This is a genomic window from Arthrobacter sp. LjRoot14 (genome assembly GCF_964253905.1).
Lineage (GTDB): Bacteria > Actinomycetota > Actinomycetes > Actinomycetales > Micrococcaceae > Arthrobacter.
This window is the reverse complement of record NZ_CAXURL020000001.1, coordinates 4,086,253-4,110,957: the sequence shown is the minus strand read 5'-3', so window position 1 is coordinate 4,110,957 and position 24,705 is coordinate 4,086,253. Positions and strand designations below refer to the sequence as shown.

25 protein-coding genes are annotated in these 24,705 nt (G+C 65.4%); 13 read left to right on the top strand and 12 right to left on the bottom strand.

The window, feature by feature from the left end:
- Positions 1 to 66: 66 nt before the first annotated feature.
- The 5 genes from ACSQ12_RS18675 to ACSQ12_RS18655 all read left to right on the top strand — a co-directional run bounded on the left by ACSQ12_RS18675 (position 67) and on the right by ACSQ12_RS18655 (position 5,447).
- A complete protein-coding gene (locus ACSQ12_RS18675) occupies positions 67 to 816 on the top strand; it encodes an SDR family oxidoreductase (protein ID WP_043484270.1) in 750 nt (249 codons plus the stop codon).
- 46 nt (positions 817 to 862) lie between these two features.
- Entirely contained in the window at positions 863 to 1,807 is a 945-nt protein-coding gene (locus tag ACSQ12_RS18670) for a 2-hydroxyacid dehydrogenase (RefSeq protein WP_436066432.1), read from the top strand.
- Positions 1,804 to 2,574, top strand: a complete 771-nt coding sequence (locus ACSQ12_RS18665; RefSeq protein ID WP_436066431.1) for an SDR family oxidoreductase — start codon at positions 1,804 to 1,806, stop codon at positions 2,572 to 2,574. The genes ACSQ12_RS18670 and ACSQ12_RS18665 overlap by 4 nt, the downstream gene beginning before the upstream one ends.
- Positions 2,574 to 3,650 carry an L-idonate 5-dehydrogenase gene (locus tag ACSQ12_RS18660; RefSeq protein ID WP_436066430.1) on the top strand — a complete coding sequence of 359 codons (1,077 nt, stop codon included), beginning with the start codon at positions 2,574 to 2,576 and terminating at the stop codon, positions 3,648 to 3,650. Before ACSQ12_RS18665 ends, ACSQ12_RS18660 begins: the two co-directional genes overlap by 1 nt.
- 222 nt (positions 3,651 to 3,872) lie before the next feature.
- Complete coding sequence (locus ACSQ12_RS18655; protein WP_436066429.1) at positions 3,873 to 5,447, top strand: S-layer homology domain-containing protein; 1,575 nt, start codon at positions 3,873 to 3,875, stop codon at positions 5,445 to 5,447.
- A gap of 21 nt (positions 5,448 to 5,468) precedes the next feature.
- On the opposite strand, the gene ACSQ12_RS18650 is transcribed toward ACSQ12_RS18655, so the two are convergent.
- The 3 genes from ACSQ12_RS18650 to ACSQ12_RS18640 form a co-directional block, all read right to left on the bottom strand.
- Positions 5,469 to 5,852 carry an RNA-binding S4 domain-containing protein gene (locus ACSQ12_RS18650; protein ID WP_011693407.1) on the bottom strand — a complete coding sequence of 128 codons (384 nt, stop codon included), beginning with the start codon at positions 5,850 to 5,852 and terminating at the stop codon, positions 5,469 to 5,471.
- A gap of 60 nt (positions 5,853 to 5,912) precedes the next feature.
- Entirely contained in the window at positions 5,913 to 6,212 is a 300-nt protein-coding gene (locus ACSQ12_RS18645) for a DUF4193 domain-containing protein (RefSeq protein ID WP_209742338.1), read from the bottom strand.
- A 163-nt stretch (positions 6,213 to 6,375) separates the two neighbouring features.
- On the bottom strand, positions 6,376 to 7,299 hold the full coding sequence (locus ACSQ12_RS18640; RefSeq protein ID WP_436066428.1) for an AraC family transcriptional regulator: 924 nt from the start codon (positions 7,297 to 7,299) through the stop codon (positions 6,376 to 6,378).
- Between the two features lie 288 nt (positions 7,300 to 7,587).
- On the opposite strand from ACSQ12_RS18640, the gene ACSQ12_RS18635 reads away from it, so the two are divergent.
- Genes ACSQ12_RS18635 through ACSQ12_RS18610 form a run of 6 tightly spaced genes read left to right on the top strand, consistent with a single transcriptional unit; the run spans position 7,588 to position 14,420 of the window.
- Positions 7,588 to 8,934, top strand: a complete 1,347-nt coding sequence (locus tag ACSQ12_RS18635; RefSeq protein ID WP_436066427.1) for an ABC transporter substrate-binding protein — start codon at positions 7,588 to 7,590, stop codon at positions 8,932 to 8,934.
- A 26-nt stretch (positions 8,935 to 8,960) separates the two neighbouring features.
- Positions 8,961 to 9,929, top strand: coding sequence for a carbohydrate ABC transporter permease (locus ACSQ12_RS18630; RefSeq protein ID WP_436066426.1), 969 nt, complete (start codon positions 8,961 to 8,963; stop codon positions 9,927 to 9,929).
- Entirely contained in the window at positions 9,926 to 10,843 is a 918-nt protein-coding gene (locus ACSQ12_RS18625) for a carbohydrate ABC transporter permease (protein ID WP_436066425.1), read from the top strand. Before ACSQ12_RS18630 ends, ACSQ12_RS18625 begins: the two co-directional genes overlap by 4 nt.
- 35 nt (positions 10,844 to 10,878) lie before the next feature.
- Entirely contained in the window at positions 10,879 to 11,940 is a 1,062-nt protein-coding gene (locus ACSQ12_RS18620; RefSeq protein WP_436066424.1) for an NAD(P)-dependent alcohol dehydrogenase, read from the top strand.
- Positions 11,941 to 11,942: 2 nt separating this feature from the next.
- Positions 11,943 to 12,938, top strand: a complete 996-nt coding sequence (locus ACSQ12_RS18615; RefSeq protein WP_436066423.1) for a carbohydrate kinase family protein — start codon at positions 11,943 to 11,945, stop codon at positions 12,936 to 12,938.
- A 3-nt stretch (positions 12,939 to 12,941) separates the two neighbouring features.
- Positions 12,942 to 14,420 carry a mannitol dehydrogenase family protein gene (locus ACSQ12_RS18610; protein ID WP_436066422.1) on the top strand — a complete coding sequence of 493 codons (1,479 nt, stop codon included), beginning with the start codon at positions 12,942 to 12,944 and terminating at the stop codon, positions 14,418 to 14,420.
- A 170-nt stretch (positions 14,421 to 14,590) separates the two neighbouring features.
- Here the strand turns inward: ACSQ12_RS18610 and ACSQ12_RS18605 are convergent, their stop codons facing one another.
- The 7 genes from ACSQ12_RS18605 to ACSQ12_RS18575 all read right to left on the bottom strand — a co-directional run bounded on the left by ACSQ12_RS18605 (position 14,591) and on the right by ACSQ12_RS18575 (position 21,440).
- Positions 14,591 to 15,967 (bottom strand): MFS transporter, encoded by a 1,377-nt coding sequence (locus ACSQ12_RS18605; protein ID WP_436066421.1) that lies wholly within the window; start codon positions 15,965 to 15,967, stop codon positions 14,591 to 14,593.
- An 87-nt stretch (positions 15,968 to 16,054) separates the two neighbouring features.
- The gene (locus tag ACSQ12_RS18600; RefSeq protein WP_209742347.1) at positions 16,055 to 16,507 is read right to left on the bottom strand and encodes a MaoC family dehydratase; all 453 of its coding nucleotides are present in this window, start codon (positions 16,505 to 16,507) and stop codon (positions 16,055 to 16,057) included.
- The gene (locus tag ACSQ12_RS18595) at positions 16,508 to 17,701 is read right to left on the bottom strand and encodes a thiolase family protein (RefSeq protein WP_436066420.1); all 1,194 of its coding nucleotides are present in this window, start codon (positions 17,699 to 17,701) and stop codon (positions 16,508 to 16,510) included.
- Positions 17,701 to 18,477: a 3-oxoacyl-ACP reductase FabG gene (fabG, locus tag ACSQ12_RS18590; RefSeq protein ID WP_436066419.1), complete on the bottom strand. Its 777-nt coding sequence runs from the start codon at positions 18,475 to 18,477 to the stop codon at positions 17,701 to 17,703. The genes ACSQ12_RS18595 and fabG overlap by 1 nt, the downstream gene beginning before the upstream one ends.
- A 62-nt stretch (positions 18,478 to 18,539) precedes the next feature.
- Positions 18,540 to 19,736 (bottom strand): acyl-CoA dehydrogenase family protein, encoded by a 1,197-nt coding sequence (locus tag ACSQ12_RS18585; RefSeq protein WP_436066418.1) that lies wholly within the window; start codon positions 19,734 to 19,736, stop codon positions 18,540 to 18,542.
- Positions 19,733 to 20,197, bottom strand: coding sequence for an acyl-CoA thioesterase (locus tag ACSQ12_RS18580; RefSeq protein WP_436066417.1), 465 nt, complete (start codon positions 20,195 to 20,197; stop codon positions 19,733 to 19,735). The genes ACSQ12_RS18585 and ACSQ12_RS18580 overlap by 4 nt, the downstream gene beginning before the upstream one ends.
- Positions 20,190 to 21,440: a CaiB/BaiF CoA transferase family protein gene (locus ACSQ12_RS18575; RefSeq protein ID WP_436066416.1), complete on the bottom strand. Its 1,251-nt coding sequence runs from the start codon at positions 21,438 to 21,440 to the stop codon at positions 20,190 to 20,192. The genes ACSQ12_RS18580 and ACSQ12_RS18575 overlap by 8 nt, the downstream gene beginning before the upstream one ends.
- 174 nt (positions 21,441 to 21,614) lie before the next feature.
- Here ACSQ12_RS18575 and ACSQ12_RS18570 point away from each other — a divergent pair, with 174 nt between their 5' ends.
- The gene (locus tag ACSQ12_RS18570) at positions 21,615 to 22,523 is read left to right on the top strand and encodes a LysR substrate-binding domain-containing protein (RefSeq protein WP_436066415.1); all 909 of its coding nucleotides are present in this window, start codon (positions 21,615 to 21,617) and stop codon (positions 22,521 to 22,523) included.
- A gap of 117 nt (positions 22,524 to 22,640) precedes the next feature.
- Positions 22,641 to 23,846 (top strand): acyl-CoA dehydrogenase family protein, encoded by a 1,206-nt coding sequence (locus ACSQ12_RS18565; RefSeq protein ID WP_436066414.1) that lies wholly within the window; start codon positions 22,641 to 22,643, stop codon positions 23,844 to 23,846.
- A gap of 102 nt (positions 23,847 to 23,948) precedes the next feature.
- On the opposite strand, the gene ACSQ12_RS18560 is transcribed toward ACSQ12_RS18565, so the two are convergent.
- Complete coding sequence (locus ACSQ12_RS18560) at positions 23,949 to 24,197, bottom strand: hypothetical protein (protein WP_436066413.1); 249 nt, start codon at positions 24,195 to 24,197, stop codon at positions 23,949 to 23,951.
- 175 nt (positions 24,198 to 24,372) lie between these two features.
- Positions 24,373 to 24,546: a CsbD family protein gene (locus ACSQ12_RS18555; protein ID WP_436066412.1), complete on the bottom strand. Its 174-nt coding sequence runs from the start codon at positions 24,544 to 24,546 to the stop codon at positions 24,373 to 24,375.
- Between the last annotated feature and the right edge of the window lie 159 nt (positions 24,547 to 24,705).

Below are 24,705 nucleotides of genomic sequence, written 5' to 3'. Positions count from 1 at the left end.
CCGCCTCATCACTGCACCCTCAGTACTGCACTTTCAGCACTGCACGCAATCCACCAGGAGACTTCCATGCCTTTTTCAGATTATTCAACTGCCGTCGTCACGGGCGCGTCCACCGGAATGGGTGCCGCAATCGCCGGCCGCCTGGCCAAGCGGGGACTAACCGTCCACGCCTTGGCCCGCAACGAGGAGCGCCTCAACGAACTGGCCGACAAAACCGGCGCGGTCCCGCACGTCGTCGACCTGACCGACACGGCGGCGCTGGCTGCCGCCGTCGGCAATCTTGAAGTGGACATCCTGGTGAACTGCGCCGGAGTTTCCCGCCCGGGGAACATCCTGGACTCCAGCGAGAGCGACATCGACGAACTGGTGGACGTCAACCTGCGCGGCCTGCTGCAGCTGACCAGGCTGATCCTGCCGGGCATGGTGGAACGCGACCGCGGGCACGTCATCAACATCAGCTCCATTGCCGGCCTGTACAACTTCTATGGCCACACCGTCTACCACGCCACCAAGGCGGCAGTGCACCAGGTCTCCCGGCAGTTGCGGAACGACACCGTGGGCAAGCGCATCCGCGTCACCGAAATCTGCCCCGGCCGCGTCGAAACGGAAATCTTCGGCCGCAACATGGGCGGTACTCCCGAGGCCATGGAAGAGGCGTGGAAGACGTACTACGAGGGCTACGAATCGCTGACCACGGACGACATCGTCAACGCCATGGACTACGCGATCGAAACACCCCGCCACGTCAACGTGGGCATGCTCGAACTCATGCCCACCTTCCAGGTCCCCGGCGGCCTCACCTTTGACCGGCGCTGACCGCCTGCGCCCGCTTCATTACACCCCACGATTGATAGGTCCTTCGATGCAAACAGTCCGCACCGTCAGCTTTCCCGACCCGCAACTGCTCGCCGATCTCTCGCCCCTCCCTGAAGGGCTGAGGGGAGTGGTCTGGGACCTGAAGACGGATCCCGACGGCGGGACGCCGGGTGAGATCGACGGCGTCATCCTCCCGTACATCGACGCGTCCGCCGTTTTGGGGTCCCTCGCCAAGGCGGAATGCCTGAAGTTCGTGCAGACGCAGTCCACCGGGTACGACGGCGTCATCGAGGCGGCCGGACCGGCGGCGGGCGTGGCCAACGCCTCCGGCGTCCACGCTGCCGCGACGGCGGAGCTGGCCGTGGGGCTGATCCTCGCGAAACTGCGCGGCATCGACCAGGCCGTCCGTGACCAGCAGTACGGCCTGTGGCGGCCGGAGCGGCGCCAGTCGCTGGCGGACCGGCGGGTGCTGCTGGTGGGAGTCGGCGGGATCGGACACGAGATCGCCCGCCGCCTGGAACCCTTCGAAGTCACCGTCACCCGGGTGGGGAGTGCAGCCCGCACTGACGAATACGGCGAAGTGCACGCCTCCGCGGAACTGCCCGCACTCGCCGCCACACACGACATCCTGGTCACGGTACTGCCCCTGAACCAGCAGACCCACCAGCTGATCGGCGAAGAGGTCCTCGCCGCCCTCCCGGACGGTGCCCTGGTGGTAAACGTGGGCCGCGGCTCCGTGGTGGACACGGCTGCCCTGACCAAGGAAGTCCTGTCCGGCCGCCTGCAGTGCGCGCTCGACGTCGTGGATCCCGAGCCGCTGCCGCAGGACCACCCGCTGTGGTCCACGCCCAACGCCCTGATCACGCCCCACATCGGCGGCAACGCGTCGGCGTTCCAGCCGAGGATCCTCAAGCTCCTGCGGCAGCAGCTCGAAGCCCTCGCAGCGGGACAGACACCCGCCAACCTGGTGCAGGCCGGTCCTTTTGCATGAGTGCACTTTTTGACCTGACGGGGCGCGTTGCCCTGGTGACCGGTTCGAGCAGGGGGATCGGCAACGCGCTGGCGAGGGCCCTGGCTGATACCGGCGCCACCGTGGTGCTGAACGGCATCAACCGGGAACGGCTCAAATCCGCCGAAGCCGCGATGGCCGCCGACTATCCGCCGGGGCGGGTACACAGCTGCGCCTTCGACGTCACCAGCGACGCCGAGGCCGCGCGCGGCGTCGCCTGGGTGGAAGAGAACGTGGGGCCGCTGGAGATCCTGGTGAACAACGCCGGGATCCAGCACCGGGTGCCCATGCTGGAGCTGGATGTGAAGGACTGGGAACGCGTCATCTCCACGGACCTGACCAGCGCCTTCCTGGTGGGGCGGGAAGCGGCCCGGCACATGATCCCGCGCGGCCGGGGCAAGATCATCAACATCTGCTCGGTGCAGACCGACCTGGCCCGGCCCACCATCGCCCCGTACATCGCGGCCAAGGGCGGACTGCGGAACCTGACCCGGGCCATGACCGCGGAATGGGCGGCGTCCGGCCTGCAGATCAACGGGATCGCACCGGGCTACATCCACACCGAGATGACCCAGAACCTGGTGGACGATGAGCAGTTCAACGCCTGGATCCTGGGACGCACCCCGGCCCACCGCTGGGGGACCGTGCAGGACCTCGCCGGCCCGGCCGTCTGGCTGGCCTCCGACGGTTCCAACTTCGTGAACGGCCAGACCATCTTCATCGACGGCGGAATGACGGTGGTGGTCTGATGTCCAACAGCGAAGACCTGCCTGCCGCAGCCCTTCCCGTCTCTGGTCCTGCCGTGGTGGCCCACGCGGCCGGTGACCTCCGGATCGAAGACGTACCTGTGCCGCCCCCGGGTTCCGACGAAGCGGTGGTGGAAGTGGCCTTCGGCGGCATCTGCGGCTCCGACCTCCATTACTGGCTCCACGGAGCGGCCGGTGAATCCATCCTGAAGGCGCCCCTGGTCCTGGGCCACGAGATTTCCGGGACTGTGGTCCGCGCCGCGGCGAACGGCACCGGTCCGGCCACGGGGACTGCCGTTGCCGTCCACCCCGCCACCCCCGGCCCGGGTACCGCACGGTATCCCGAGGACCGGCCCAATCTGTCGCCGGGCTGCACCTATCTGGGCAGTGCCGCCCGTTTCCCGCACACTGACGGGGCCTTCAGCCGCTACGTGAACCTGCCGGCGCGGATGCTGCGCGCGCTGCCGGAGGGCATTGACCTGCGCACGGCCGCGCTGATCGAGCCCGCCTCCGTTGCATGGCACGCAGTGTCCCGGGCCGGGGACGTCGCGGGGAAGACTGCCCTCGTGATCGGCAGCGGCCCCATCGGCGCGCTTGCCGTCGCGGTCCTGAGACGGGCCGGCGCAGGCCGGATCGTCGCCGTCGACATGCACGCCAGGCCGCTGGAAATCGCTACGGCCGCAGGCGCGGACGAGGTTCTCGCCGCCGACGACGCGGAAGCGATCGCCGCCGTCGAGGCTGACGTCGTGATTGAATCCTCCGGCAACCACCACGGTCTTGCCTCCGCCATCAAGGGCGCTGTCCGCGGCGGCAAGGTGGTGATGGTGGGCCTGCTGCCGTCCGGACCCCAACCCGTCCTGATCTCCCTGGCCATCACCCGCGAACTGGAACTCCTGGGCTCCTTCCGCTTCAACGACGAAATCGACGACGTCATCGCGGCCCTCGCCGACGGCTCCCTGCACGTCGACCCGGTGATTACGCATGAGTACCAGGTGGAGTCCGCCCTCGAGGCTTTCGGCGTCGCCCGGAACTCCGCGGAATCCGGGAAGGTGCTCCTGAGCTTCGGGCCCGCCGCATGATCGTTTGCATCATTCGGCGGAACAGTCCCGGCTCAGGCCTGTTTCCCAGGACGGCGGCCCTGTAGCCTACCCTCGGGGCTACGGAAGCCCCGCCGGAGTTACGGGGCCGGAAGTTCACGCGGGCCCGGCGCTTCGGCCTTTCCTTGGGGGACGGAAATGATACGACGTAGTGTTCGGGGCACGATTGCCGGCGTGGCGGCGGCACTAGTTTGCCTGACGGCAGTGGCTCTCCCCTCTGACGCAGCAGGGACACTGCCGTCGATTACCCCGGCGCCAACCGGGAACACGATTACCGGTTGCGGCCTGCCGACGGCGCCGCCGATCCTTGAAACACCGGTGACGGAGGGGGACCCAGGGGCGGTCACGATCAACAAGGACGGGTCCCGCCTCTACGTCTCACGCGTTCGTACGGGAAGCGACGGCGGCGGAATTATCTCGGTCTACGACACTGAGACACTGACCGAAATGGCGGCCATGCCAGTACCCGGCCACTATCCCTATGCCGGCAAAGTCACGCTCAATCCGTCCGGAACGAAGGGCTACTTGCCCACCAATGCGATGACGGTTCAGGTCTTTGACACGACCACAAACACCATGACGACCTCGATTCCGGTGCCTCAATCGCCGGGGGCGATCAAATTCAACCATGACGGAACCCGGGCGTATGTTGCGGATTACAACAATGCCATTACCGTGCTGGACACCCTCACGGAAACGGTCATCGATCGGTGGGAATACGACTCTGACTACGGCACATTTAGTGACCTCGAGCTTGACCCCACCGGCACCTATGCCTACGTCGCAGGTGCCCGAATGCACACGATCTACATTGTGGACCTGGCCTCGGGCTCCATCGTGGACGACATTCCCTTGGGCGGCCCGGCCGGGAAAATGGCTATAACCGAGGACGGCAGCACCCTGTACGCGATGGACCACTACAATCAACGGACCGTGGTCGTCGACATGGTGTCCCGCACCGTCGAGTCAAGCTTCCCCGTGGTTGGCGAAACCCTGGCCCTGAGCCGGTCGGGAAACCGCGTTTACATCCCCATGCCAAACCTGCGGCACATCGGCGTCGTAGACCTGACCACCAACGCCCTGATCTGTTCGCACTGGTTTCTGCCCTCCCACCTTGCCAGCCCCAGTGACGTCGCCCTTAGCCCGGACGGCCGGACAATGTATGCCGTGCATACGGGCTTTTCCAACCGGATCACGGCGCTGAACGTGGCCGGAGAACGAAACCCCAGCTTTGCTGATGTTCCTGCCGGGTCGTTGTATCACCGCGAAATCAGTTGGCTGGCGGCCGCCGGCATCACCACGGGATATGACGACCAGACCTTCCGCCCGCTGGAACCTGTCCGCCGTGACGCCATGGCTGCCTTTCTGTACCGGTTCCACGGATCACCGGACTTCGTCCCGCCCGTGACCTCACCCTTCACGGACGTCCGCCCCACAGACAAGTTCTATAAGGAGATCACCTGGCTCGCAGACACGAAGATCTCCGAAGGGTGGCCTGACGGTACCTACCGTCCGCTCGAACCGGTGAACCGTGACGCCATGGCCGCATTCATGTACCGGGTGGTGGACGATGTGCGCTTCATTAGCCCCGAGGCCAGCCCCTTTGCGGATGTACAGCCCGATGACCAGTTCTACCGCGAAATATCCTATTTAGCGGCCAGAGGGGTCTCCACGGGATGGAGCGACGGTACTTTTCGGCCGTTACAGCCGGTGAACCGGGATGCCATGGCTGCCTTCCTCTTCAGGCTCAACCCTCTGGCCTCCTTCTTGATGAGGTAGCCGGCAGGCTGCTTCCCAGTCTTAGGCCGGGCCGCGCAGGCGTTCCATTTCGCGGCGGTCCTTTTTGGTGGGCCGCCCGGTTCCGCGGTCGCGTTGCGGAAGACCGAGTGCGGGCGCCACCGGCCTGGGCGGGGTGTGGTCGGTGAAGCAGTGGGCGGCCGCCTCGGCGCCGACGCGCTTGGCGATCAGCCGCCGGACCTCAAGGATCCGTTCGTAACCCGGCTGGCGGACCCGGACGGTGTCGCCCGGAACCAGCGATTGCGAGGCCTTGGCGGGGTTTCCGTTGAGCCGGACGTGCCCGGCACGGCAGGCGGCAGTGGCCGCGGAGCGGGTCTTGTAGGCGCGAATGGCCCACAGCCAGGCATCAATACGGACTGTGGCGGGGGCTGACGGAAGGCTGCTCATGACTGCAGCCGAGTATAGCGGGACACGATCGACCAACGACCGTCCCGCAGCAGGCGGGGCCTAGCCTTCGCAATCCTTGCAGTACTTCATGCCGTCCTTTTCGCGGGCCAGCTGGCTGCGGTGGTGGACCAGGAAGCACGACATGCAGGTGAACTCGTCCTTCTGGACAGGGATGATCTGCACCAGGAGTTCTTCATGGGACAGGTCAGCTCCCGGGAGCTCGAAGGAGTCGGCCAGGTCGGACTCGTCCACGTCGATCTGGGACGTTTGCGTGGCAGACCGCTCTGGTTTGAGAACGTCGGCCGCTTCGTTTGCCTCGTCCTCGGTGGACACCCTGGGCGCGTCATAGTCGGTTGCCATGTGCCGGTCTCTCCTTGGAGCGGGCGAAGACGGCGTCTGCGTACCGTCTGAAGAAAACACATCTTAGCCACTCCGGCGGGAACATAAAAGGGCTTGCGCTGCGGCACCAAACGCAAGCGGAAGACGGCGGGAAGTCCCGCCGTCTTGCGCTTGCGGAGGGCGGTCAGCTTTGTAGCCGTTGCCGGTAGTGCCGGGGAGTTTCGCCGGCGTCGTTGAGGAAATGCCGGTTGAAGTTGGACAGGTTGGAGAAGCCGACTTCGTAGCAGATCTCGGAAATCGCTTTGTCGCTGCGCTCCAGCAGCCGCCGTGCGTGCGCCAGCCGGAGCTTGCGGACCAGGTCGCTGAAGTTCTGGCCGGTGGCGCGTTTGAAGTATTTCGAGAAGGTGGGCTCAGGCATTCCCACCAGGGCTGCGGCCTCGGACATCTTGACGTTTCCGGCGTGGTTGGTGAACACGTACTCCAGGATGATGTCCACCACTGCCGCGGCCTGGCCGTCCAGCTGCGGCCGGAACCACTCATCGGCGAGGTACCGGCGTTCTTCAGCGGGCGCATGGGCAAGGACCGCAAACAGTTCAAAGAGGTGGTGGAGCCGTTCCAGTCCGGTGGAGGCGCCCATTGCCTCGATGGACTCGGCAGCCTTCCCGGCTGAGCGGCCCAGGAACTCGATCCCGCGGGCGGACTGCTCCAGCAGGGGCCTGACCTCGGCCATCTCCGGCACCAGGGCGGCGGTCTGCTCGACCCATTTTCCGTCGAACTGGATGACGGCGTCGCGGTTCACCAGCACTTCACCGGGCTCAAGGTCGCTGACCCAGTCGTGGGGCAGCCCGGAGCCGACGAGGGAGACGTGGCCGGCCTCGAAGGTGCCGATGTGGTCTCCGACGATGAACTTTCCGGTGCCCTTCCGGATCAAGTGGATCTCGTACTCGGGATGGTAGTTCCACCGCGCCACGGGGCTGGGGTAGTCGTGCTGGTGCCACCGGACCGAGTGGTTGGGGTCGGGCGGAATGACTTCCCTGTTGGCCCGCATCCCCAGCAGCCTCTCGGCCAACCTGGCTGTGGCTCCTTCGGCGGGGTCGGCGGCACTCATGGTGGGTCCTCCGTGGGATGGGCGGTTATGAAAAATGGACAGCTCGCAGGCGTCTCTTCCTTAGATTAGCCCCTGCCGGAGGCGACCAGGCGGGAACCCGCGGGAAAATAAGTATCAGAAACCGGCAACCACGGCGCTAGTTGTGCCCTGCCCCGCACGCCTAAAGTTGAGGAACATCAGCGCGGCACATCGGATCCCCGATCGTAAACCCCGCCCCAGTCCGGTACACCGACGCAGCAGTCGGGGTGCGGCGGCTGTGCACCCCCATGAAGAACAAAGGAGTCCTTAATGCGCCCAAAAATGCGTACTGCGACCCTGGCCGCCGGCGCCTTGTGCGTGGCCCTGAGTGCCTCGGCCTGTGCAGGTGCTGGCGGAGGCAATTCCGCCGGCGACCCGAACACCATCAATGTCCTGATGGTGAACAACCCCCAGATGGAGGACCTGCAGCGGCTTACCGCGGAGAACTTCACCAAGGAAACCGGCGTCAAGGTCAACTACACGATCCTGCCGGAGAACGACGTCCGCGCCAAGATCAGCCAGGAGTTCTCCAGCCAGGCCGGCCAGTACGATGTGGCCTCGCTGTCCAACTACGAGATTCCGTTCTACTCCGCCAACGGCTGGCTCGCTCCACTGGACAAAGTGGCTGCGGACCCGGGGTTTGAACAGGACGACATCCTGCCCGCCTACACGGCATCCCTCACCGGCACCGACGGCAAGCTCTACGGCGAACCCTTCTACGGCGAATCGTCCTTCCTGATGTACCGGAAAGACATCCTGGACGCCAAGGGCCTCACCATGCCGGAGAAGCCCACTTGGAACGAGGTCGCGGACATAGCGGCGAAAGTGGACGGCGCGGCCCCCGGGATGAAGGGTATCTGCCTGCGCGGCCAACCGGGCTGGGGCCAGGTCTTCGCGCCGCTGACCACTGCGGTGAACACCTTCGGCGGCACCTGGTTCGACAAGGACTGGAACGCCCAGGTCAACTCCCCGGAATTCACCGAGGCAGTCGAGTTCTACACCAAGCTGGTCCGCGAGCACGGTGAATTGGGCGCCGCCCAGGCCGGCTTCACCGAGTGCCTGAACAACATGAGCCAAAGCAAAGTGGCCATGTGGTACGACGCCACCTCCGCCGCCGGGGCCCTTGAAGCAGACGCGTCACCCGTGAAGGGCAAGATCGGCTATGCCCAGGCCCCGGTCAAGGAAACCAAGTCCTCCGGCTGGTTGTGGACCTGGTCCTGGGCCATGCAGGCAGCCTCGAAGAAGCAAGACGCTGCCGGGAAGTTCATCGCCTGGGCCAGCTCCAAGGAATACGAGGAACTCGTGGCGGCCAAGCTCGGCTGGGCCAAGGTTCCCTCCGGCAAGCGCATCTCCACCTACGAGAACGCCGAATTCCAGAAGGCTGCGCCATTCTTCAAGGCCGAACGCTTCGCCATTGAGAACGCCGACCCGAAGAACCCCGGCGCGCAGGAACGCCCGGCCGTCGGCATCCAGTTTGTGGGCATTCCCGAGTTCGCGGCGCTGGGCACCAACGTCTCCCAGGGGGTCAGCTCCGCCATCGCCGGCCAGGGTTCTGTGGCTGACGCGCTGGCCAAGGGCCAGGAAGCTGCACAAAAAGTCGGCAATAAGTACAAGTAGCAACAACCCAACAGCAGGAGAACCTCATGACTACCGCAACGGCGCGTATCTCCCGATCGGGACGCAGCGCAGCCACCCCATCCAAGGACGCCAAATCACGTGAGCGTGCGCTGGCCTGGGCACGGCGCGCGCCGCTGCTGCCGGCCCTGATCTTCCTCATCGTCGTCACCCAGCTTCCGTTCGTGGTGACGTTGATCATCTCGTTCCTGAACTGGAACAGCCTGAGCCCGGACAAGACAGCCTTCGCCGGGTTGGAAAACTACGCCACGGTCCTCACGGATCCGGACCTGCGCCAGGCGATCTTCACCACCATCCTGCTCACGGTCTCGGTGGTCCTGGTGAGCCTGCTGATCGGCCTGGGCCTGGCCCTGCTGCTGGACAAGAAGTTCATCGGCCGCGGGCTGGCACGGACCCTGCTGATCGCCCCGTTCCTGGTGGTGCCCGTAGCCGCGGCGCTGATCTGGAAGCACGCCCTCCTCAACCCCACCTACGGGTTGATCAACGGCATCCTGACCTGGGTCTGGTCCCTCTTTGGCAGCGCCTCGGCGCCCCAGCTGGATCTCCTGTCCCAGGCGCCCATGATGGCCGTCATCGTCTCGCTGGTCTGGCAGTGGACGCCGTTCATGATGCTCATCCTGCTGGCCGGCCTGCAGTCACGGCCGATGGACACCGTGGAAGCCGCACAGATGGACGGCGCCACGTCGTGGGCCATCTTCCGGCACCTCACGCTGCCGCACCTGCGCCAATACCTGGAGCTGGGCGGCCTGCTCGGCGCGATCTACATCGTGCAGAACTTCGACGCCGTCTTCACCCTCACCGCAGGCGGACTGGGCACGGCCAACCTGCCCTACGCGATCTACCAGACGTTCTACTTCGCCAACGAATACGGCCTGGCGTCCGCCGCCGGCGTCGTGGTGGTCATCGGCACCATCATCGTGGCGACCTTTGCGCTCCGCACCGTTTTCTCGCTCTTCAAGAAGGAGGCAGCACGATGAGCACCCTCACTCCGGCCGCATCACGCAAGGCAGCACCCGTCCGCCCCACGTCAAACACCGCTTCAGGCCGGCGCGGCAAGTCACGCATGGACCCCACCCGCAACAACACCGCCGCCGGACTCGCGGCCTGGCTGCTCGCCCTGCTCTTCGCCGCCCCGGTCGTGTGGATGATCCTGACCTCCTTCCACTCCGAAGCCGATGCAGCGACGAATCCGCCCTCCGTCGCCGCGAACCTCACCCTGGACGCGTACCGGGAGTTCTTCGGGGAAACGTCCGGCGTCAGCCCGTGGCCTTCGCTGATCAACTCCGCCACCGCCTCGATCCTGTCCACGGTCCTCGTCCTGGTCCTGGCCATCCCCGCGGCCTATGCGCTCTCCATCCGGCCGGTCAAGAAGTGGACCGACGTGATGTTCTTCTTCCTCTCCACCAAGATGATGCCCGTGGTGGCCGCGATCCTGCCGCTCTACCTCTTCGCCAGGACCGTCGGAGCCCTGGACAACATCTGGTTCCTGATCCTGATGTACACCTCCATGAACCTCCCCATCGCGGTCTGGATGATGCGCTCATTCCTTGCGGAAGTACCGGTCGAGATGCTCGAAGCTGCCCAGATCGACGGTGCCAGCCTCCTCCTGACCCTCCGCAAGATCATCGCCCCCGTCGCGATGCCCGGCATTGCCGCCACCGCCCTGATCTGCTTTATCTTCAGCTGGAACGAACTGCTCCTGGCCCGGGTCCTGACCGGCGTGGTGGCAGGCACCGCCCCGGTCTTCCTGACCGGCTTCGTCTCCGGCCAGGGCCTCTTCCTCGCCAAGGTCTGCGCCGCCGCCGTCGTGATCTCCCTGCCGGTGCTGTTCGCCGGCTTTGCCGCCCAGGACAAACTCGTCCAGGGCCTCTCCCTCGGCGCCGTGAAATAGCCGGCCGTCCCTTCGATTCCCAGAGGATTACTCACATGACAACACCAACCGTCCAGTCCAGCACCCACGTGCCCGCCGAACTGCCCGCCACCATGCGCGCCGCCATCCTGAAACGCCAGGGCGACATGGCACTGGAGACCCTTCCCGTCCCGCAGCTCGACGCCGACCAGGTCCTGGTCCAGGTTGCCGCCGTCGGCGTCTGCGGCAGCGACGTCCACTACTACGAGCACGGCCGGATCGGCGACTACGTGGTGGACCACCCGCTGATCCTGGGTCACGAACTCTCCGGCCGGATCGCCGCCGTCGGAAGCGCCGTGGACCCTGCCCGCATCGGCAGGCGGGTCGCCGTCGAACCCCAGCGTCCCTGCCGTACGTGCAAGCAGTGCAAGGCCGGCCGCTACAACCTGTGCCCGGACATCGAGTTCTACGCCACCCCGCCGATCGACGGCGCCTTCGCCGAATACGTGACCATCCAGAGCGACTTCGCCTTCGACATTCCGGACAGCGTCAGCGATGAGGCGGCAGCCCTCATCGAACCGCTCTCGGTGGGGCTCTGGGCCTGCGAACGTGCCGGGATCAAGCCCGGCAGCCGGGTGCTGATCGCCGGTGCCGGCCCCATCGGCATCATTGCTGCCCAGGCCGCCCGCGCTTTCGGCGCCACCGAAATCTACATCAGCGACATTGCCGAGGACCGGCTCGCCTTCGCCCTGGAGCACGGCGCCACGCACGCGCTCAACGCCAGGACCGACAGCGCGGAAGGGCTCGACGTCGATGCCTTCATTGACGCTTCCGGCGCACCCCAGGCTGTCCGTTCCGGCATCAAGGCCGTGGGGCCTGCCGGGAGGGTGATCCTCGTGGGGCTCGGGGCGGACGACGTCGAACTCCCCGTTTCGTACATCCAGAACCGGGAGATCTGGCTCTCCGGAGTGTTCCGGTACACCAACACCTGGCCGCTGGCCATCCAGCTGATCGCCGACGGAAAAGTGGACCTGGACATCCTGGTGACCGGCAGGTTCGCCCTCGCCGAATCCGAGGAAGCGCTCAAGGCCGGCAAGCAGCCCGGGCAGCTCAAAGCCGTGGTCTACCCGGGCCGCTGACCATGATCACCGTCATTGGCGAATCCCTCGTCGATATCATCAACGATCCGCACCGCGCCGGCTCCACCCAGGTGGGGCCAACCCAGGCCGGCTCCACCCAGGCAGGGCCAACCCAGGAGCACCCGGGCGGGAGCCCCCTCAACGTAGCGGTGGGGGCTGCCCGGCTGGGCCTGTCGACGAACCTCGTGACCCACTACGCAGATGACCGGTACGGGCTCATGATCGAGGAGCATCTGCACTCCAACGGAGTCGCGGTGATCAGGGGCGGCAGCGCACCAACGTCAACGGCAACCGCCACGCTCAGTTCCGGCGGCGCCGCGACGTACGCCTTCGACGTCAGCTGGGACATCAACGGGGCATCGCTTCCTGCCCTGGCCGCCGTCGAGGGGTCCCACCACGTCCACACGGGGTCGGTCGCTGCCGTGCTGCCTCCGGGGGACCAGGCCACGCTTGCCCTCGTGAAGGCGGCCCGGGCCCACGCGACCGTCAGCTACGATCCCAATTGCCGCCCCGGGATCAGCCCCGATTCTGCGGCGGCACGCGCGCAGGCGGAAGTCTTCGTGGCCGCCAGCGATGTGGTCAAGGCCAGCGATGAAGACCTGGCCTGGCTCTACCCGGACAGGACGCCGGACGAGTCGATGGCAGCATGGCTCGAGCTTGGACCGGCCATCGTGGCGCTGACACGTGGCGCGGACGGGCCGGTGGTCATGACCCGGCGCGGCCGCGTGGAATTGGCCGCCGAACCCGTCACAGTGGCGGACACCGTCGGGGCGGGAGACTCGTTCATGGCCGGCCTGATCTGCGGCCTCGCCCAGCTGGACGCGCTGGGCGCTCCCGCACGCTCACGCCTGCAGGACATCACCGCGGGTGAGCTGCACGCCCTGGCCGCATATGCGAACAGGGCCGCTGCCATCACTTGTTCCCGGCCGGGCGCCAACCCGCCCACGTCAGCTGAACTGGGTTCCTTGACCGGCTCCCTCACTGCATCGGAAGGTTAGACAATGCCTGCACTCGAACCCGGCGTACTTTCCGGATTGTCCGCTTCCGTGGCGGTACCTTCCTACGACCGCTCCGGCCTGACCGCCGGGATTGTCCACTTCGGCGTGGGCGGATTCCACCGCGCCCATCAGGCCATGTACCTGGACCGGCTGATGAACGCCGGCAAGGCGCATGACTGGGCCATCTGCGGCGTCGGGGTCCTGCCCGGCGATGCCCGGATGAAACAGGTGATGGACAGCCAGGGCTGCCTGTACACCCTGGTGGTGAAGAACCCGGACGGAACCCGGGAAGGGCGGGTCATCGGTTCGATCATCGAGTACCTCTTCGCGCCCGACGATCCCGAAGCCGTGATCGAGAAGATGGCCTCCGACGCCGTCCGGATTGTTTCGCTGACAGTCACCGAGGGCGGCTACAACTTCCACCACGTCACGGGCGACTTCGACGCCGGCAACCCCGACGTGGTCCACGACCTCCAACCCGGTGCCGCACCCAGGACCACCTTCGGACTCGTCACCGAAGCGCTGGCCCGGCGTCGGGCACGCGGGCTCGCGCCGTTCACGGTAATGTCCTGCGACAACATCCAGGGCAACGGCGACGTTGCCCGCACCATGTTCACGGACTTCGCAAAGCTCAAGGACCCTGAGCTGGGCGCCTGGGTGGAGGAGAACGTCCCCTTTCCCAACAGCATGGTGGACCGCATCACCCCCGTAACCACCGACGCCGACCGTGAGGCAATCGCCGAGGAATTCGGCGTCGAGGACGCGTGGCCGGTGGTGTGCGAACCGTTCGAACAGTGGGTCCTTGAGGACCACTTCAGCCTCGGGCGGCCGCCCTTCGAGGACGCTGGCGTCCAGCTCGTCGAAGACGTCGAACCCTACGAACTGATGAAGCTGCGCCTGCTCAACGCCAGCCACCAGGGCATGTGCTACTTCGGCTACCTCGCCGGCTACCGCTACGCCCACGAGGTGGCCCAGGACGGTTTGTTCGCGCAGTTCCTGCTGGACTACATGGACGAGGAAGCCACGCCCACGCTCCACCCTGTCCCCGGCATCGACCTCGATGCCTACAAACGGACACTGATCGAGCGGTTCTCCAACGAGCACGTGCGGGACACCCTGGCCAGGCTGTGCGCGGAAAGCTCGGACCGGATCCCCAAGTGGCTGGTCCCGGTGATCCGCATCAACCTCGAAAATGGTGGGGAGATCCGCCGGTCCGCGGCGATCGTTGCCAGCTGGGCCCGGTATGACGAAGGCACCGACGAACAGGGAAATCCCATCAACGTTGTGGACCGGCTGAAAGGGCCGTTGATGGCAGCCGCCGCACGGCAGCGCGAGGAACCGCTCGCCTTCATCTCCAACCGCGGAGTCTTCGGCGATCTGGTGGACAACCCGGTCTTCGTGGCGGCGTACACCCAGGCGTTGAACGACCTCCACCGCGTCGGTGCCCGCGGATCGCTGGAATCCCTGCTGTCCCGTTCATAGGTCAGCGCAAACGGACGACGGCGGGAGGTCCCGCCGTCGTCATCACGTTCATGGTGGAATGAATCCAGAAGATTGAATTTTCAACAAAATATGGAATTTGGCATCTTTACCTTCGGCTCAGGACTGCCGTCACTGTGCTGTCCGCGCAGGACCCCGACCGGCGAATGGGTTCAGAAGGCGTCGGCCTCCGAATTGAGATCCCGGTCGCGGGTTTCCGGAGCGAAGAATCCGGCCACCCAGCCGATCGCGGCGTAGCTCATCAGGATGCCGGCGACCGGGACCCAGCCCGGTCCAGTAGCAGCAACGATGGCGGCGGCCATGATGGGCCCCAGGCCGCCGGAAAGAACGGCGCCGATCTCCTTCACTGTCGTCATGAAGGAGAAGCGGCGCTTCGACCCGAACATCTCCACCAACCAAGTGGACTCCACGCCGTACATGTTAGGCAGCGGACCGCCGACGAAGATGACGAAGACGAGGGCCACCAGCACGGGGTTCCGGGTTTCAATCATCAGCATCGCGGGAATGGTGAAGGCGAACTGGAAGCCGGAGAGCCAGAGCCAGACCTTGCGCCGGCCGAACCGGTCCGTGAGCTTCCCGGTCAGCAGAACTGTGGCGACGCCCAGGATCGAGCCGAGCGTCACGCCGGTCGTGACCAGGTTTGCGTCCATTTTCACCACCGACACCGTCCAGCCGATAAGGAAGCCTTTGACGAGGTAAACCGAGCCGTTCTCACCGAGCTTGATGCCCAGTGAGACAAGGAATGACTTCTTGGCATCCGCCGCGTCACGCCATACGCTTTGCTGCCTGCTCTCGGCGCGCGCCGCCTCGCGCCGGGCCTTGACCGCCTCGAAGACCGGCGATTCGCTGATGCTGCGCCGCAGGTACAGCGCCACCAGGGTGGTGCCCACGCTCAGCAGGAAGGGAATGCGCCACCCCCAGGCAAGGAATTCCTCCTTCGGCATCTGCGATAGCAGCAGCCACAGGCCGCTGGCCAGAAGCACACCGGTCGCTGTCCCCAACGCCACCACAGCGCCGTAGAAACCGCGTTTGCCGATGGGGGCGGATTCAACCAGCAGCAGCGAGGCCCCGGACAATTCGGCGCCCGCACCGAAGCCCTGGATGAGCCGCAGCAGCACGAGGAGGATGGGGGCGACAATGCCAATCTGGGCGAAAGTGGGGAGCAGACCCATCCCCAGGGTGGCGATCCCCATCATCCCGACGGTAATGACCAGAACAGTTTTCCGCCCGTACTTGTCCCCGAGGTAGCCGAAGTAGATCCCGCCCAGAGGCCTGACAAGGAACCCGGAACCGAAGGCGGCAAAGCTGGCCATCAGTGCCATGGCCGGGTCTGTGTTGGGGAAGAAGAGCGGTCCGAAGACCAGCGCTGCTGCCAGCGTGTAGAGCGTGAAATCCATGTACTCCAAGGCAGAGCCCAGGAAGGATGAGATCGAGGTGCGGCGCAGTTCGGCCGGTGACACTTCCGGATGCAGGGCAGTGCCCTTAGTGCTCGCCTCGGCGTATTTCAGGTTTGGGTTTTCAGTGACCACGGAGTTTCTCCTCGTGAAGAGCCTGCACGCAGGCTCGGCCGTAACGTCGTTGTTCGGATGGTGGTGCAAGGTGATATCGGAGTCGGTTCAGCTCCGGAGCAGGGAGACAGTCTCCGCGATGCAGGCCGGTTTTTCGGAACCTTCCAACTCGACGACGTGCTGGAACTGCAACTGCCGGCCGTGTGCCGTTTCGGTCACCGAGGCCAATGTCAACCTGTCCCTGATTCGCGAGTTCACCCTGGCCGGCGCCGGAAACCTGACCCGGTTCAGGCCATAGTTGATGATCATCGCCGCCCCTTGGACCTGGTAGACCTGGCTGGCCAGATACGGCAGCATTGACAGGCTGAGATACCCATGGGCCACCGTGGCGCCGAACGGTCCGGCAGCGGCCCGCCCCGGATCGGTATGGATCCACTGCTGGTCCAGGGTGGCATCGGCAAAGGCCTGGATCTGGGATTGGTCCAAGGTGTGCCAGCCGCTCACCCCGATTTCCTGCCCTGTCATGTTAGCCAGCTCGGCGGCGTCCTCGAACAGTCTCATCTAAACCCTTTCCAGCAGCATGGCCACGCCTTGGCCCAGGCCGACACACATTGTGGCCAGGCCTCGGGTGGCGTTTTCGCGCTCCATCCGGCCCAGCAGCGTAACGACGATACGGGATCCGGAGGAGCCCAGCGGATGTCCGAGGGCGATCGCGCCGCCGTCGTTGTTGACCGTGCCGGCATCCATCCCGAGCAGCCGCATGCAGGCCAGTGACTGCGCTGCAAAGGCCTCGTTGAGTTCGACCGCGCCTACGTCGTCCAGGCTCCAGCCTGCCTTGGCCAGCGCCTTCCGGGTGGCCGGGACCGGGCCGATGCCCATCACTTCGGGGGCGACCCCGGCGGCCTGGCTTGTGACAATGCGCGCCCGCGGCGTCAGGCCATAGCGTGCCACGGCCTCGCCGCTGGCGACCACGACTGCGGAGGCACCGTCGTTGAGTGAACTGGAGTTGCCCGCGGTTACGATCCCGCCGGGCTTAACGATCGGCCGGAGGCCGGCCAGCGCGTCGGCGGTAGACCCGCGCCGGGGCCCCTCGTCGGTGTCCACGAGCGTTACTTCCCCGCGCCGGCCGGTGACCGGGACGGGGACGATTTCTTCACTGAAGCGGCCGGCGTCGATCGCAGCCACGGCCCGTTCGTGCGAGCGCAGCGCGAAGCTGTCCGCGTCGGCGCGGGAGATCCCTTCGCGGCTGGCCACTTCTTCAGCGGTTTCGGGCATCGATTGCCGGGCATTGGTGTCCATCCGCGGGTTCACGAACCGCGCACCGATTGAGGTGTCCGCCAGCTCCCCCGGTTTAGCGAAGGGCCTCTCCGGCTTAGCCAGCACCCACGGGGCGCGGGTCATGGACTCGACACCGCCGGCAACCACGAGGTCGGCGTCGCCGTTGCGCACTGACTGGGCCGCCATGCTGATGGCCGTCAGACCCGAGGCGCACAGCCGGTTGACCGTGACGGCGGGGACGGCGTCGGGCAGCCCGGCCAGCAGCACCGCCATTCGGGCAATGTTCCGGTTGTCCTCTCCGGCCTGGTTCACGCAGCCCAGCATGACCTCGTCAAGGCTGGCAGGATCGACGCCGGCGCGGGCCACTGCGGCCTGCAGAACGAGTGCGGCCAGGTCGTCGGGCCGGACCGTGGCGAGAACGCCCCCGTGACGGCCCACCGGGGTGCGGACGCCGCCGACCAGGAATGCCTCGGGCATCAGCGGGCCCCGCCGTTGATGTAGAGCGTCTGGCCGGAGACGTAAGAGGAATCGTCGCCGGCGAAGAAGGCCACGGCGGCGGCCACTTCCTCCGGCTGGCCCACCCGGCCCAGCGGGGTGCGGGCTGCCACCGCCTCCTGGTGTTCAGCCGGGCTGCTACCCACGCGTTCGGCCGTTGCCGCGGTCATCGAGGTGGCGATATAGCCGGGGGCCACGGCGTTAACTGTGATGTTGAAGGGGCCGAGTTCGATGGCGAGTGTCGCCGTGAGGCCCTGGATGCCGGCCTTCGCGGCGGCATAGTTGGCCTGGCCCCGGTTGCCCAGCGCGCTGCGGCTGCTCAGCGAGACGATCTTCCCGTACTTAGCGGGGACCATGTACCGCTGGGCGGCACGGGAGCACAGGTAGGCGCTCGTGAGGTTGGTGGTCAGGACCGAGTCCCAGTCCGGCCGGTCCATCTTGAAGAACAGGTTGTCGCGGGTAATGCCCGCGTTGTTGACCAGGATGTCCAGCCTTCCGAACTCGCGGTGAATTTCACCGAAGACCCGGTCCACGGTCGACTCATCCGTGACGTCGCAGCCGGCAGCGACGGCTCTACCGCCGGTCGCGAGCACCTGCGGGTGCTCCGAGATCCGCTGCGCAGTGTCCTTGGCGCCGTCCTCGTTGAGGTCCAGGACGATGACGGTGGCGCCACCGGTGGCCAGCTTCATCGCAGTGGCGGCGCCGATGCCCTGCGCGCCGCCGGTGACAACTGCCACCCGGTTGGTGAAATTGCTCATGGTGTTTCCTTCGCTTGCGTGGAATGTGACTGATGACTGTGTGGCGGCTGCCCGGCCCGGACCTAGCTGAAAGCGGAGAGGCCGGTGATCTCGCGGCCCACGAGCAGGGATTGAATGGAGTCGGTGCCCTCGTAAGTGGAGACGACTTCCATGTCGGTCATGTGCCGCGCGACATGGTTCTCCAGTAGCACGCCGTTGCCGCCGAGCATGTCCCGCGCCTCGGAACAGATCCATCGCGCCTTCTGCGCCGTGTGCATCTTGGCCAGCGAGGCCATTGGTCCGGTCATCCGGCCGTCCTCAGCCAGGACGGCGAGCCGGAAACATATCAGTTGCATGGCCGTCAGTTCGGCGAGCATGTTGGCCAGTTTGTTCTGGACAAGCTGGAAGCTGCCGATCGCTTTGCCGAACTGTTGCCGGGTTTTCGCGTAGTCCACCGCGATCTCGTAGGCTGCCATGGCGTGGCCGAGGGATTCCCAGGACGCTCCGCTGCGAGTGGACGTGAGTACACGGGTGACGTCCTTGAAGGAGCGGCAGCCAGTGAGCCGGTTGTCCGCTGGCACCCTGAGGTTGTTGAGGGTGATGTCTGGCTGGAGAATCGCCCGCTTGCCGATCTTTCCGGTGATGACATCAGTGGAGTACCCGTCCGGATAGCTGCCGTCGTCGTTGCGCTCCATCACGAACGCCTTGACCTTGGCATCATCTTCGTCCCGGGCGAAGATGATGACGACGTCGGCCATGCTGGCGTTGCCGATCCACCGCTTGCGGCCGGTGATGATGTAGCTGTCACCGTCCCGCCGGGCGCTAGTCTCCAAGGCCACGGAATCGGAACCGTGATCAGGTTCGGTCAGGGCGAACGCGCCTATCTTATCCAGCGTCGCCATGGCGGGGAGCCAGCGCTGCTTTTGCTCTTCGCTGCCAAGCATGTTGATGGTTCCCATCGCCAGGCCGGACTGCACACCGAGGAAAGTGTTCACGGAACCGTCCCCGCGGGAGACTTCTGCGGCGACTATCCCGGCGGCAAGCCTGCTCAGGCCGGGGCAGCCGTAGCCGGTGATAGTGGTTCCCACGATGCCGAGGGCGGCGAGTTTGGGAATCATCTCGAACGGGAACTCGGCCCGTTCCCAGTAGCCGTTGATGACGGGCAGCAGGTCTTTGTCGACGAAGCTGCGGACCTTCAGCCGGAGGGCCCGGTCCTCAGCGGTGAGGAAATCGTCCATGAGGTAGAAGTCGGTGCCTTGTTCGGCCAATTGCGGTGTCATTGGGTCAGCTCCAGGGGTGTGTCGTCGGGGATCAGCGGTTGACGGGGTTCCGTGCTTGCTTGCGTGGGCTGGTATTGGGCGAGCCAGCGCCGTTCGTGTTCCGCCAGCGGCCGTGCCGTGCCGGTCTCCGGCCAGACTGAAACAATCACTGTCCTGCCGTCCACGGCGACTGCGCCGTTCTGAGCGCCGCTGAATGCGAGGCTGAAGGAGCTGGTGCCGATCCTGCTGACCGTGAGTTCAACGTCAAGGTCTTCGCCGTGGTGGACCGGCCTCCGATAGTTCAGTTCGAGGGCAGCCACCACCGTGGGGGTCGCTCCTGCGGAGCGGCTTCCCGGCAAGGTGGCCCGCCACTGGATCCTCGACTCCTCCAGCAGTGTCACGACGGCGGCATGATTGACGTGTCCATTGAGATCCTGATCCGACCAACGCGGGCGGATCCGGGTCCGGTATGCCTCAGGCATGGGCTAACGCCTTCTGGTGCAGCAGCCAGTTGCGGACCAACTCGGAGCTTTCGTTGAGCTCCGGTGGGGCCAGCGCATAGTCCACGGGAGTGCGGGAGTACTCGACCGGATGCCGCACCGTCGGAATCTTTCGCGACCCGCTGCCGGCCAACACCACCGGCTGCAGTCCCAGTTGTTCGGCGAACTCGATGCCGCCGCCTACGTCCTGGATCGGCGCGCACGGCAGCCCGGCGGCAGAGAGCTCGCTGAACCAGCGCGCGGCGGACTGAGTGGCCAGCCGCGCGTGGAGGATGTCCCGGAGCTCATCACGGTGCGCATTGCGTTGCCGGGTCTTGGCGAACTTCGGGTCCCGGGCCACTTCAGGGATCGCCAGCGCCCCGCACAGCCGGACGAACTGGGCATCGTTACCGGTCGCGACGATGAGCATGCCGTCGCCTGTCTGCATCGGCGCGTACGGGTACATGCTGGGGTGCTCATTACCCATGCGGGTCGGCACTACGCCTCCCGTGACGTATGCCGCGGACTGGTTTACCATGCCAGACAAAGCCGAGGACAGGAGGTTTAGCTCCACCAACTGGCCCTCGCCGGTCTGGTCTTTGTGGTGCAGGGCCCCAAGGATGCCGATGGCCGCATGCAGGCCGGTAATCACGTCAAAGAGGGCGATGCCGGCCCGGTACGGTTGCGTGTCCTGGTCCCCGGTCAGACTCATCATCCCCGAGGCGGCCTGCACGAGTAGGTCATATCCCGGGATATGCGCACCGGCGCCGGTGCCGAACCCGGTGATGGAGGCGTAGATTATATCCGGCTTCAACTCCGCGGCGGCGGCATAGTCCAAACCCAGCCGCGCCATGTTGCCGGGCTTAAAGTTCTCGATCATCACGTCGGCGGAGCGGATCAGTGAACGCGCCACGTCCAAGTCCTGCGGATCTTTTAGATCCAGGGCAATGGAGTGCTTGTTGCGGTTCACCGCCAGGAAGAAGGTGGCCTCGCCGTCTCGGACCGGGGGCATGTAGGTCCGGGTGTCGTCGCCGTCAAGGCCTTCGACCTTGATCACAGTGGCGCCCATGTCAGCCAAGAGCATGGTGGCGTAAGGGCCGGCCAAGACCCGGCTGAAATCCGCGACGACGACGCCGGCCAGTGGCCCGGTGCCTTCGCGGCCCAGGATGTCAACGCCTGGCCGGATTCCGCCTTCGGCAGGACGATTGGGCCCTTCAGCCGCCGCTTCACTGCTCGGTTGTGTCATTTAAATCCTCCGGTGTGTGGTCTGCATCACCACCTTTGCAAGCGGATTGATTCTCGTCCAATACGCATTAGGTGTGGGAGTGATACCCCACCGCCATCAATGCCTATTTCGCAGCGGTGGGTATCTTGGGCGTATGAACAATGACGTTGACCTGAGCGGGAGCTGACCGGGGCCATGGAAATACAACAGATTCGCATCTTCCTCGCCCTGGCCGAGGAGTTGCACTTCGGCAGGGCTGCGCTCCGGCTCCACATGGCCCAGCCGCCCCTGAGCCGGTCCATCCAGCGACTGGAGCACGAACTTAAGGCGCCTCTCTTTACTCGGAGCACGCGGACGGTCCGTCTCACGCCGGAAGGGGAGGCGTTGCTGGCGCCGGCCCGGGACATACTGGAGGCCTGCCGCCGTTCGGCCCTCGCGGTCGCCTCGGTGGGCCGCGGCGAAACCGGGCGGGTGCGGGTCGCTTTTGCCGGCGTGTCCTCACACGTGATGGTGGGCAAGCTCGCCAAGCGCGTCCGGGAGACGCATCCCGGAATCGATTTTGAACTGTCCAGCTCCAACTTCGCCCTGCCGGCCATGGACAAGGTCTTGAGCGGCGCCATGGAAGTAGGCCTGGGGCGATGGAACTTCATCCCGGCGGTCCTGGAGTCCCGGGTCGTGGCCAGCGAGCGGCTGGTGGTGGCCCTGTATGACAACCATCCCCTGAGCGGCCGCGCTTCACTGCTCATGGCGGACCTTGCAGATCAGCCGTTCGTCACCCTGCCGGAGCACCCTGGCGCGATCCTCCACGACCACCTTCGGAGGCTGTCAAGCGCGGCCGGATTCGCCGCCGAAATTGTGCAGGTCGCCCCGGATTCCCATACGCTCATGGCACTCGTGGCGGCCGAAATCGGCGTAGCCCTGACGGTCTCGTCTGTCCCGGAAAACTTCAGCCACCCCGGGGTCACTTTCCTGCCATTGGACGACCCGGCTGATGTCATCCAGCTGCGACTGGTTTGGCGAAAAGACAACACCAGCCCGGCGCTGAGAGAGGTCCTTCGGCTCTCGGAAGACGTCTTGCCGTCGCCGGACAATGCCGCTTATTGATGCGTCCAGGACATCAGTGGTCGCAGAATACGGTATTGGATCTTACGCAATCCAGCTGGCACAGTGGTCGGAGATCGCCAGCCCTTAGAGCCAGCGCCGCCCCCAGCGGCCCAGCACATGCCAGGAGAACAAACTGTGACCGTATCCGAAACCACCCTGGTGCACGACGACGTGCTGAACCTGGACAGCCTGCTCAGCCCGGCTGAGCTGCAACTGCGCAGCACTGTCCGGGAGTTTGTGAACGAACGCATCCGCCCCAATATCGCCGGCTGGTACGAGGCTGCACACTTCCCCCTGGAACTCGTCCCCGAACTCGGGAACCTTGGGGTCCTTGGGATGCATCTGCAGGGCTACGGCTGCCCGGGCCGCAGCGCAGTCGAATACGGTCTCGCCGCAATGGAACTGGAAGCAGGGGATTCCGGACTCCGGACCTTCGTTAGCGTTCAGGGCTCCCTTGCTATGAGTGCCATCCACAAGTGGGGGTCCGAGGAGCAGAAGAAAGAGCACCTCCCGGCGATGGCTCGGGGAGAAAGGATCGGTTGCTTCGGGCTTACCGAACCTACCGCCGGCTCAGACCCGTCCAGCATGGCTACCTTCGCGGTTCCCGACGGAAGCGGCGGCTGGGTCATCAACGGTGCCAAACGCTGGATTGGGCTTGCCTCGGTGGCCCAGATCGCGGTCATCTGGGCCAATACCAGTGAGGGTGTCCGCGGCTTCATCGTGCCCACGGACACGCCCGGTTTCACCGCGACACCCATCGGCTCGAAGCTGTCGATGCGTGCCTCCATCCAGTGCGACATCACCCTGGACGACGTCCGGCTTCCGGGCGCGGCGCTGCTTCCGCGCGCCCGGGGGCTGAGCGGCCCGTTCTCCTGCCTCAACGAAGCTCGCTACGGCATCATCTGGGGTGCCATGGGTGCGGCAAGGGACTCGTATGAAACCGCCCTCGCGTACTCGCAGGAGCGACTGCAGTTCGGCAAGCCCCTCTCCGGGTACCAGCTCACCCAGGAGAAGCTCGTCAATATGCTGCTGGAAATCCAGAAAGGCACGCTTCTTGCCTTACACACCGGGCGGCTCAAGGACGCCGGTGCCTTGGAGCCGGTCCAGATCTCAGTCGGCAAGCTGAACAATGTCCGCGAGGCCATCGCCATCTGCCGGGAGGCCCGCACTCTCCTAGGCGGCAACGGCATCACGCTGGACTACTCGCCGCTGCGGCATGCCAACAACCTCGAATCCGTGCGCACCTATGAAGGCACGGACGAAGTCCATACGCTGATCCTGGGCCAACGCATCACGGGAATCTCTGCGTTCCGTCAAGGGTGACGGCCGCAGCTGCTCTCACCTCGGTACACATGGACCGCACGCGCAGTGTCGGTGTGACGGGGCACCGAACTCGGCCCCCGGGGCATTCACCAGGACTGGCCGTCAGTGCGGCACCAGTTCATCGCCGTGACTCCTGGGCCGGTGGCGGTCGCGCAAACTTGTGAAGAGTGCGGTGATGCCCCTGATGAGTCCGACCGCGAGGGTCTTCACTGCGAGAAGAACAATTCCAATGACTCCCGTCACCAGCAAGAGCAGGAGAAACAGGATCAGGATTGGCAGCAGTAGGACAACTATCCCCGCTATTGCTGCCATGTAAAGGAGCGCGTACCCGGCAAGCGTGGTCGGATCCACTGGACTTCCTGTCAACAGCCGGACCATTTGCTCCGGATACTTGCTGCCCGTTCCCGTTGCAGCCTGGGGTGATGCGGTCTGGACGATATGCGACGTCGGCCGCTTTGGGGCAGGCCGTCCGGGCAAGGAAGGGTGCCGCCCGCGTCGGGGCGGCACCCTTCCTCTCGGCGGCGGACTATTCCTTGAAGGCGTCCTTGACCTTCTCGCCGGCCTGCTTCAGATCGGCTTTCGTCTGGTCAGCCTGGCCTTCGGCCTTCAGGCCCGGATCGTTCCTGGCCTCGCCTGCCGCTTCCTTGCCTTTGCCGCCAAGCTTCTCGGCAGCATTGTCAATCTTGTCTCCCAGACCCATGGTGTTGCTCCCTCCGGTTTGGTCGCCGCCGGCGATCCGCCAGCGGCCTACAACTTCATCGTAAACCCGATCATGCCCAAATAGTAAGCATGCTGACTGGATTGCCGCGCACGTGCCGATGCAGCCTGGTTGCAACCTTCGAAGTCCTAGCATGGGGGC

Bases quoted from the DNA above. Each gene is read 5' to 3' on its own strand.
- ACSQ12_RS18675 (WP_043484270.1), top strand. From the start codon at position 67: ATGCCTTTTTCAGATTATTCAACTGCCGTCGTCACGGGCGCGTCCACC.
- ACSQ12_RS18670 (WP_436066432.1), top strand. From the start codon at position 863: ATGCAAACAGTCCGCACCGTCAGCTTTCCCGACCCGCAACTGCTCGCC.
- ACSQ12_RS18665 (WP_436066431.1), top strand. From the start codon at position 1,804: ATGAGTGCACTTTTTGACCTGACGGGGCGCGTTGCCCTGGTGACCGGT.
- ACSQ12_RS18660 (WP_436066430.1), top strand. From the start codon at position 2,574: ATGTCCAACAGCGAAGACCTGCCTGCCGCAGCCCTTCCCGTCTCTGGT.
- ACSQ12_RS18650 (WP_011693407.1), bottom strand. From the start codon at position 5,852: ATGAGCAGCCTTCCGTCAGCCCCCGCCACAGTCCGTATTGATGCCTGG.
- ACSQ12_RS18645 (WP_209742338.1), bottom strand. From the start codon at position 6,212: ATGGCAACCGACTATGACGCGCCCAGGGTGTCCACCGAGGACGAGGCA.
- ACSQ12_RS18640 (WP_436066428.1), bottom strand. From the start codon at position 7,299: ATGAGTGCCGCCGACCCCGCCGAAGGAGCCACAGCCAGGTTGGCCGAG.
- ACSQ12_RS18635 (WP_436066427.1), top strand. From the start codon at position 7,588: ATGCGCCCAAAAATGCGTACTGCGACCCTGGCCGCCGGCGCCTTGTGC.
- ACSQ12_RS18630 (WP_436066426.1), top strand. From the start codon at position 8,961: ATGACTACCGCAACGGCGCGTATCTCCCGATCGGGACGCAGCGCAGCC.
- ACSQ12_RS18625 (WP_436066425.1), top strand. From the start codon at position 9,926: ATGAGCACCCTCACTCCGGCCGCATCACGCAAGGCAGCACCCGTCCGC.
- ACSQ12_RS18620 (WP_436066424.1), top strand. From the start codon at position 10,879: ATGACAACACCAACCGTCCAGTCCAGCACCCACGTGCCCGCCGAACTG.
- ACSQ12_RS18615 (WP_436066423.1), top strand. From the start codon at position 11,943: ATGATCACCGTCATTGGCGAATCCCTCGTCGATATCATCAACGATCCG.
- ACSQ12_RS18610 (WP_436066422.1), top strand. From the start codon at position 12,942: ATGCCTGCACTCGAACCCGGCGTACTTTCCGGATTGTCCGCTTCCGTG.
- ACSQ12_RS18600 (WP_209742347.1), bottom strand. From the start codon at position 16,507: ATGAGACTGTTCGAGGACGCCGCCGAGCTGGCTAACATGACAGGGCAG.
- ACSQ12_RS18595 (WP_436066420.1), bottom strand. From the start codon at position 17,701: ATGCCCGAGGCATTCCTGGTCGGCGGCGTCCGCACCCCGGTGGGCCGT.
- fabG (WP_436066419.1), bottom strand. From the start codon at position 18,477: ATGAGCAATTTCACCAACCGGGTGGCAGTTGTCACCGGCGGCGCGCAG.
- ACSQ12_RS18585 (WP_436066418.1), bottom strand. From the start codon at position 19,736: ATGACACCGCAATTGGCCGAACAAGGCACCGACTTCTACCTCATGGAC.
- ACSQ12_RS18580 (WP_436066417.1), bottom strand. From the start codon at position 20,197: ATGCCTGAGGCATACCGGACCCGGATCCGCCCGCGTTGGTCGGATCAG.
- ACSQ12_RS18575 (WP_436066416.1), bottom strand. From the start codon at position 21,440: ATGACACAACCGAGCAGTGAAGCGGCGGCTGAAGGGCCCAATCGTCCT.
- ACSQ12_RS18570 (WP_436066415.1), top strand. From the start codon at position 21,615: ATGGAAATACAACAGATTCGCATCTTCCTCGCCCTGGCCGAGGAGTTG.
- ACSQ12_RS18565 (WP_436066414.1), top strand. From the start codon at position 22,641: ATGCCAGGAGAACAAACTGTGACCGTATCCGAAACCACCCTGGTGCAC.
- ACSQ12_RS18555 (WP_436066412.1), bottom strand. From the start codon at position 24,546: ATGGGTCTGGGAGACAAGATTGACAATGCTGCCGAGAAGCTTGGCGGC.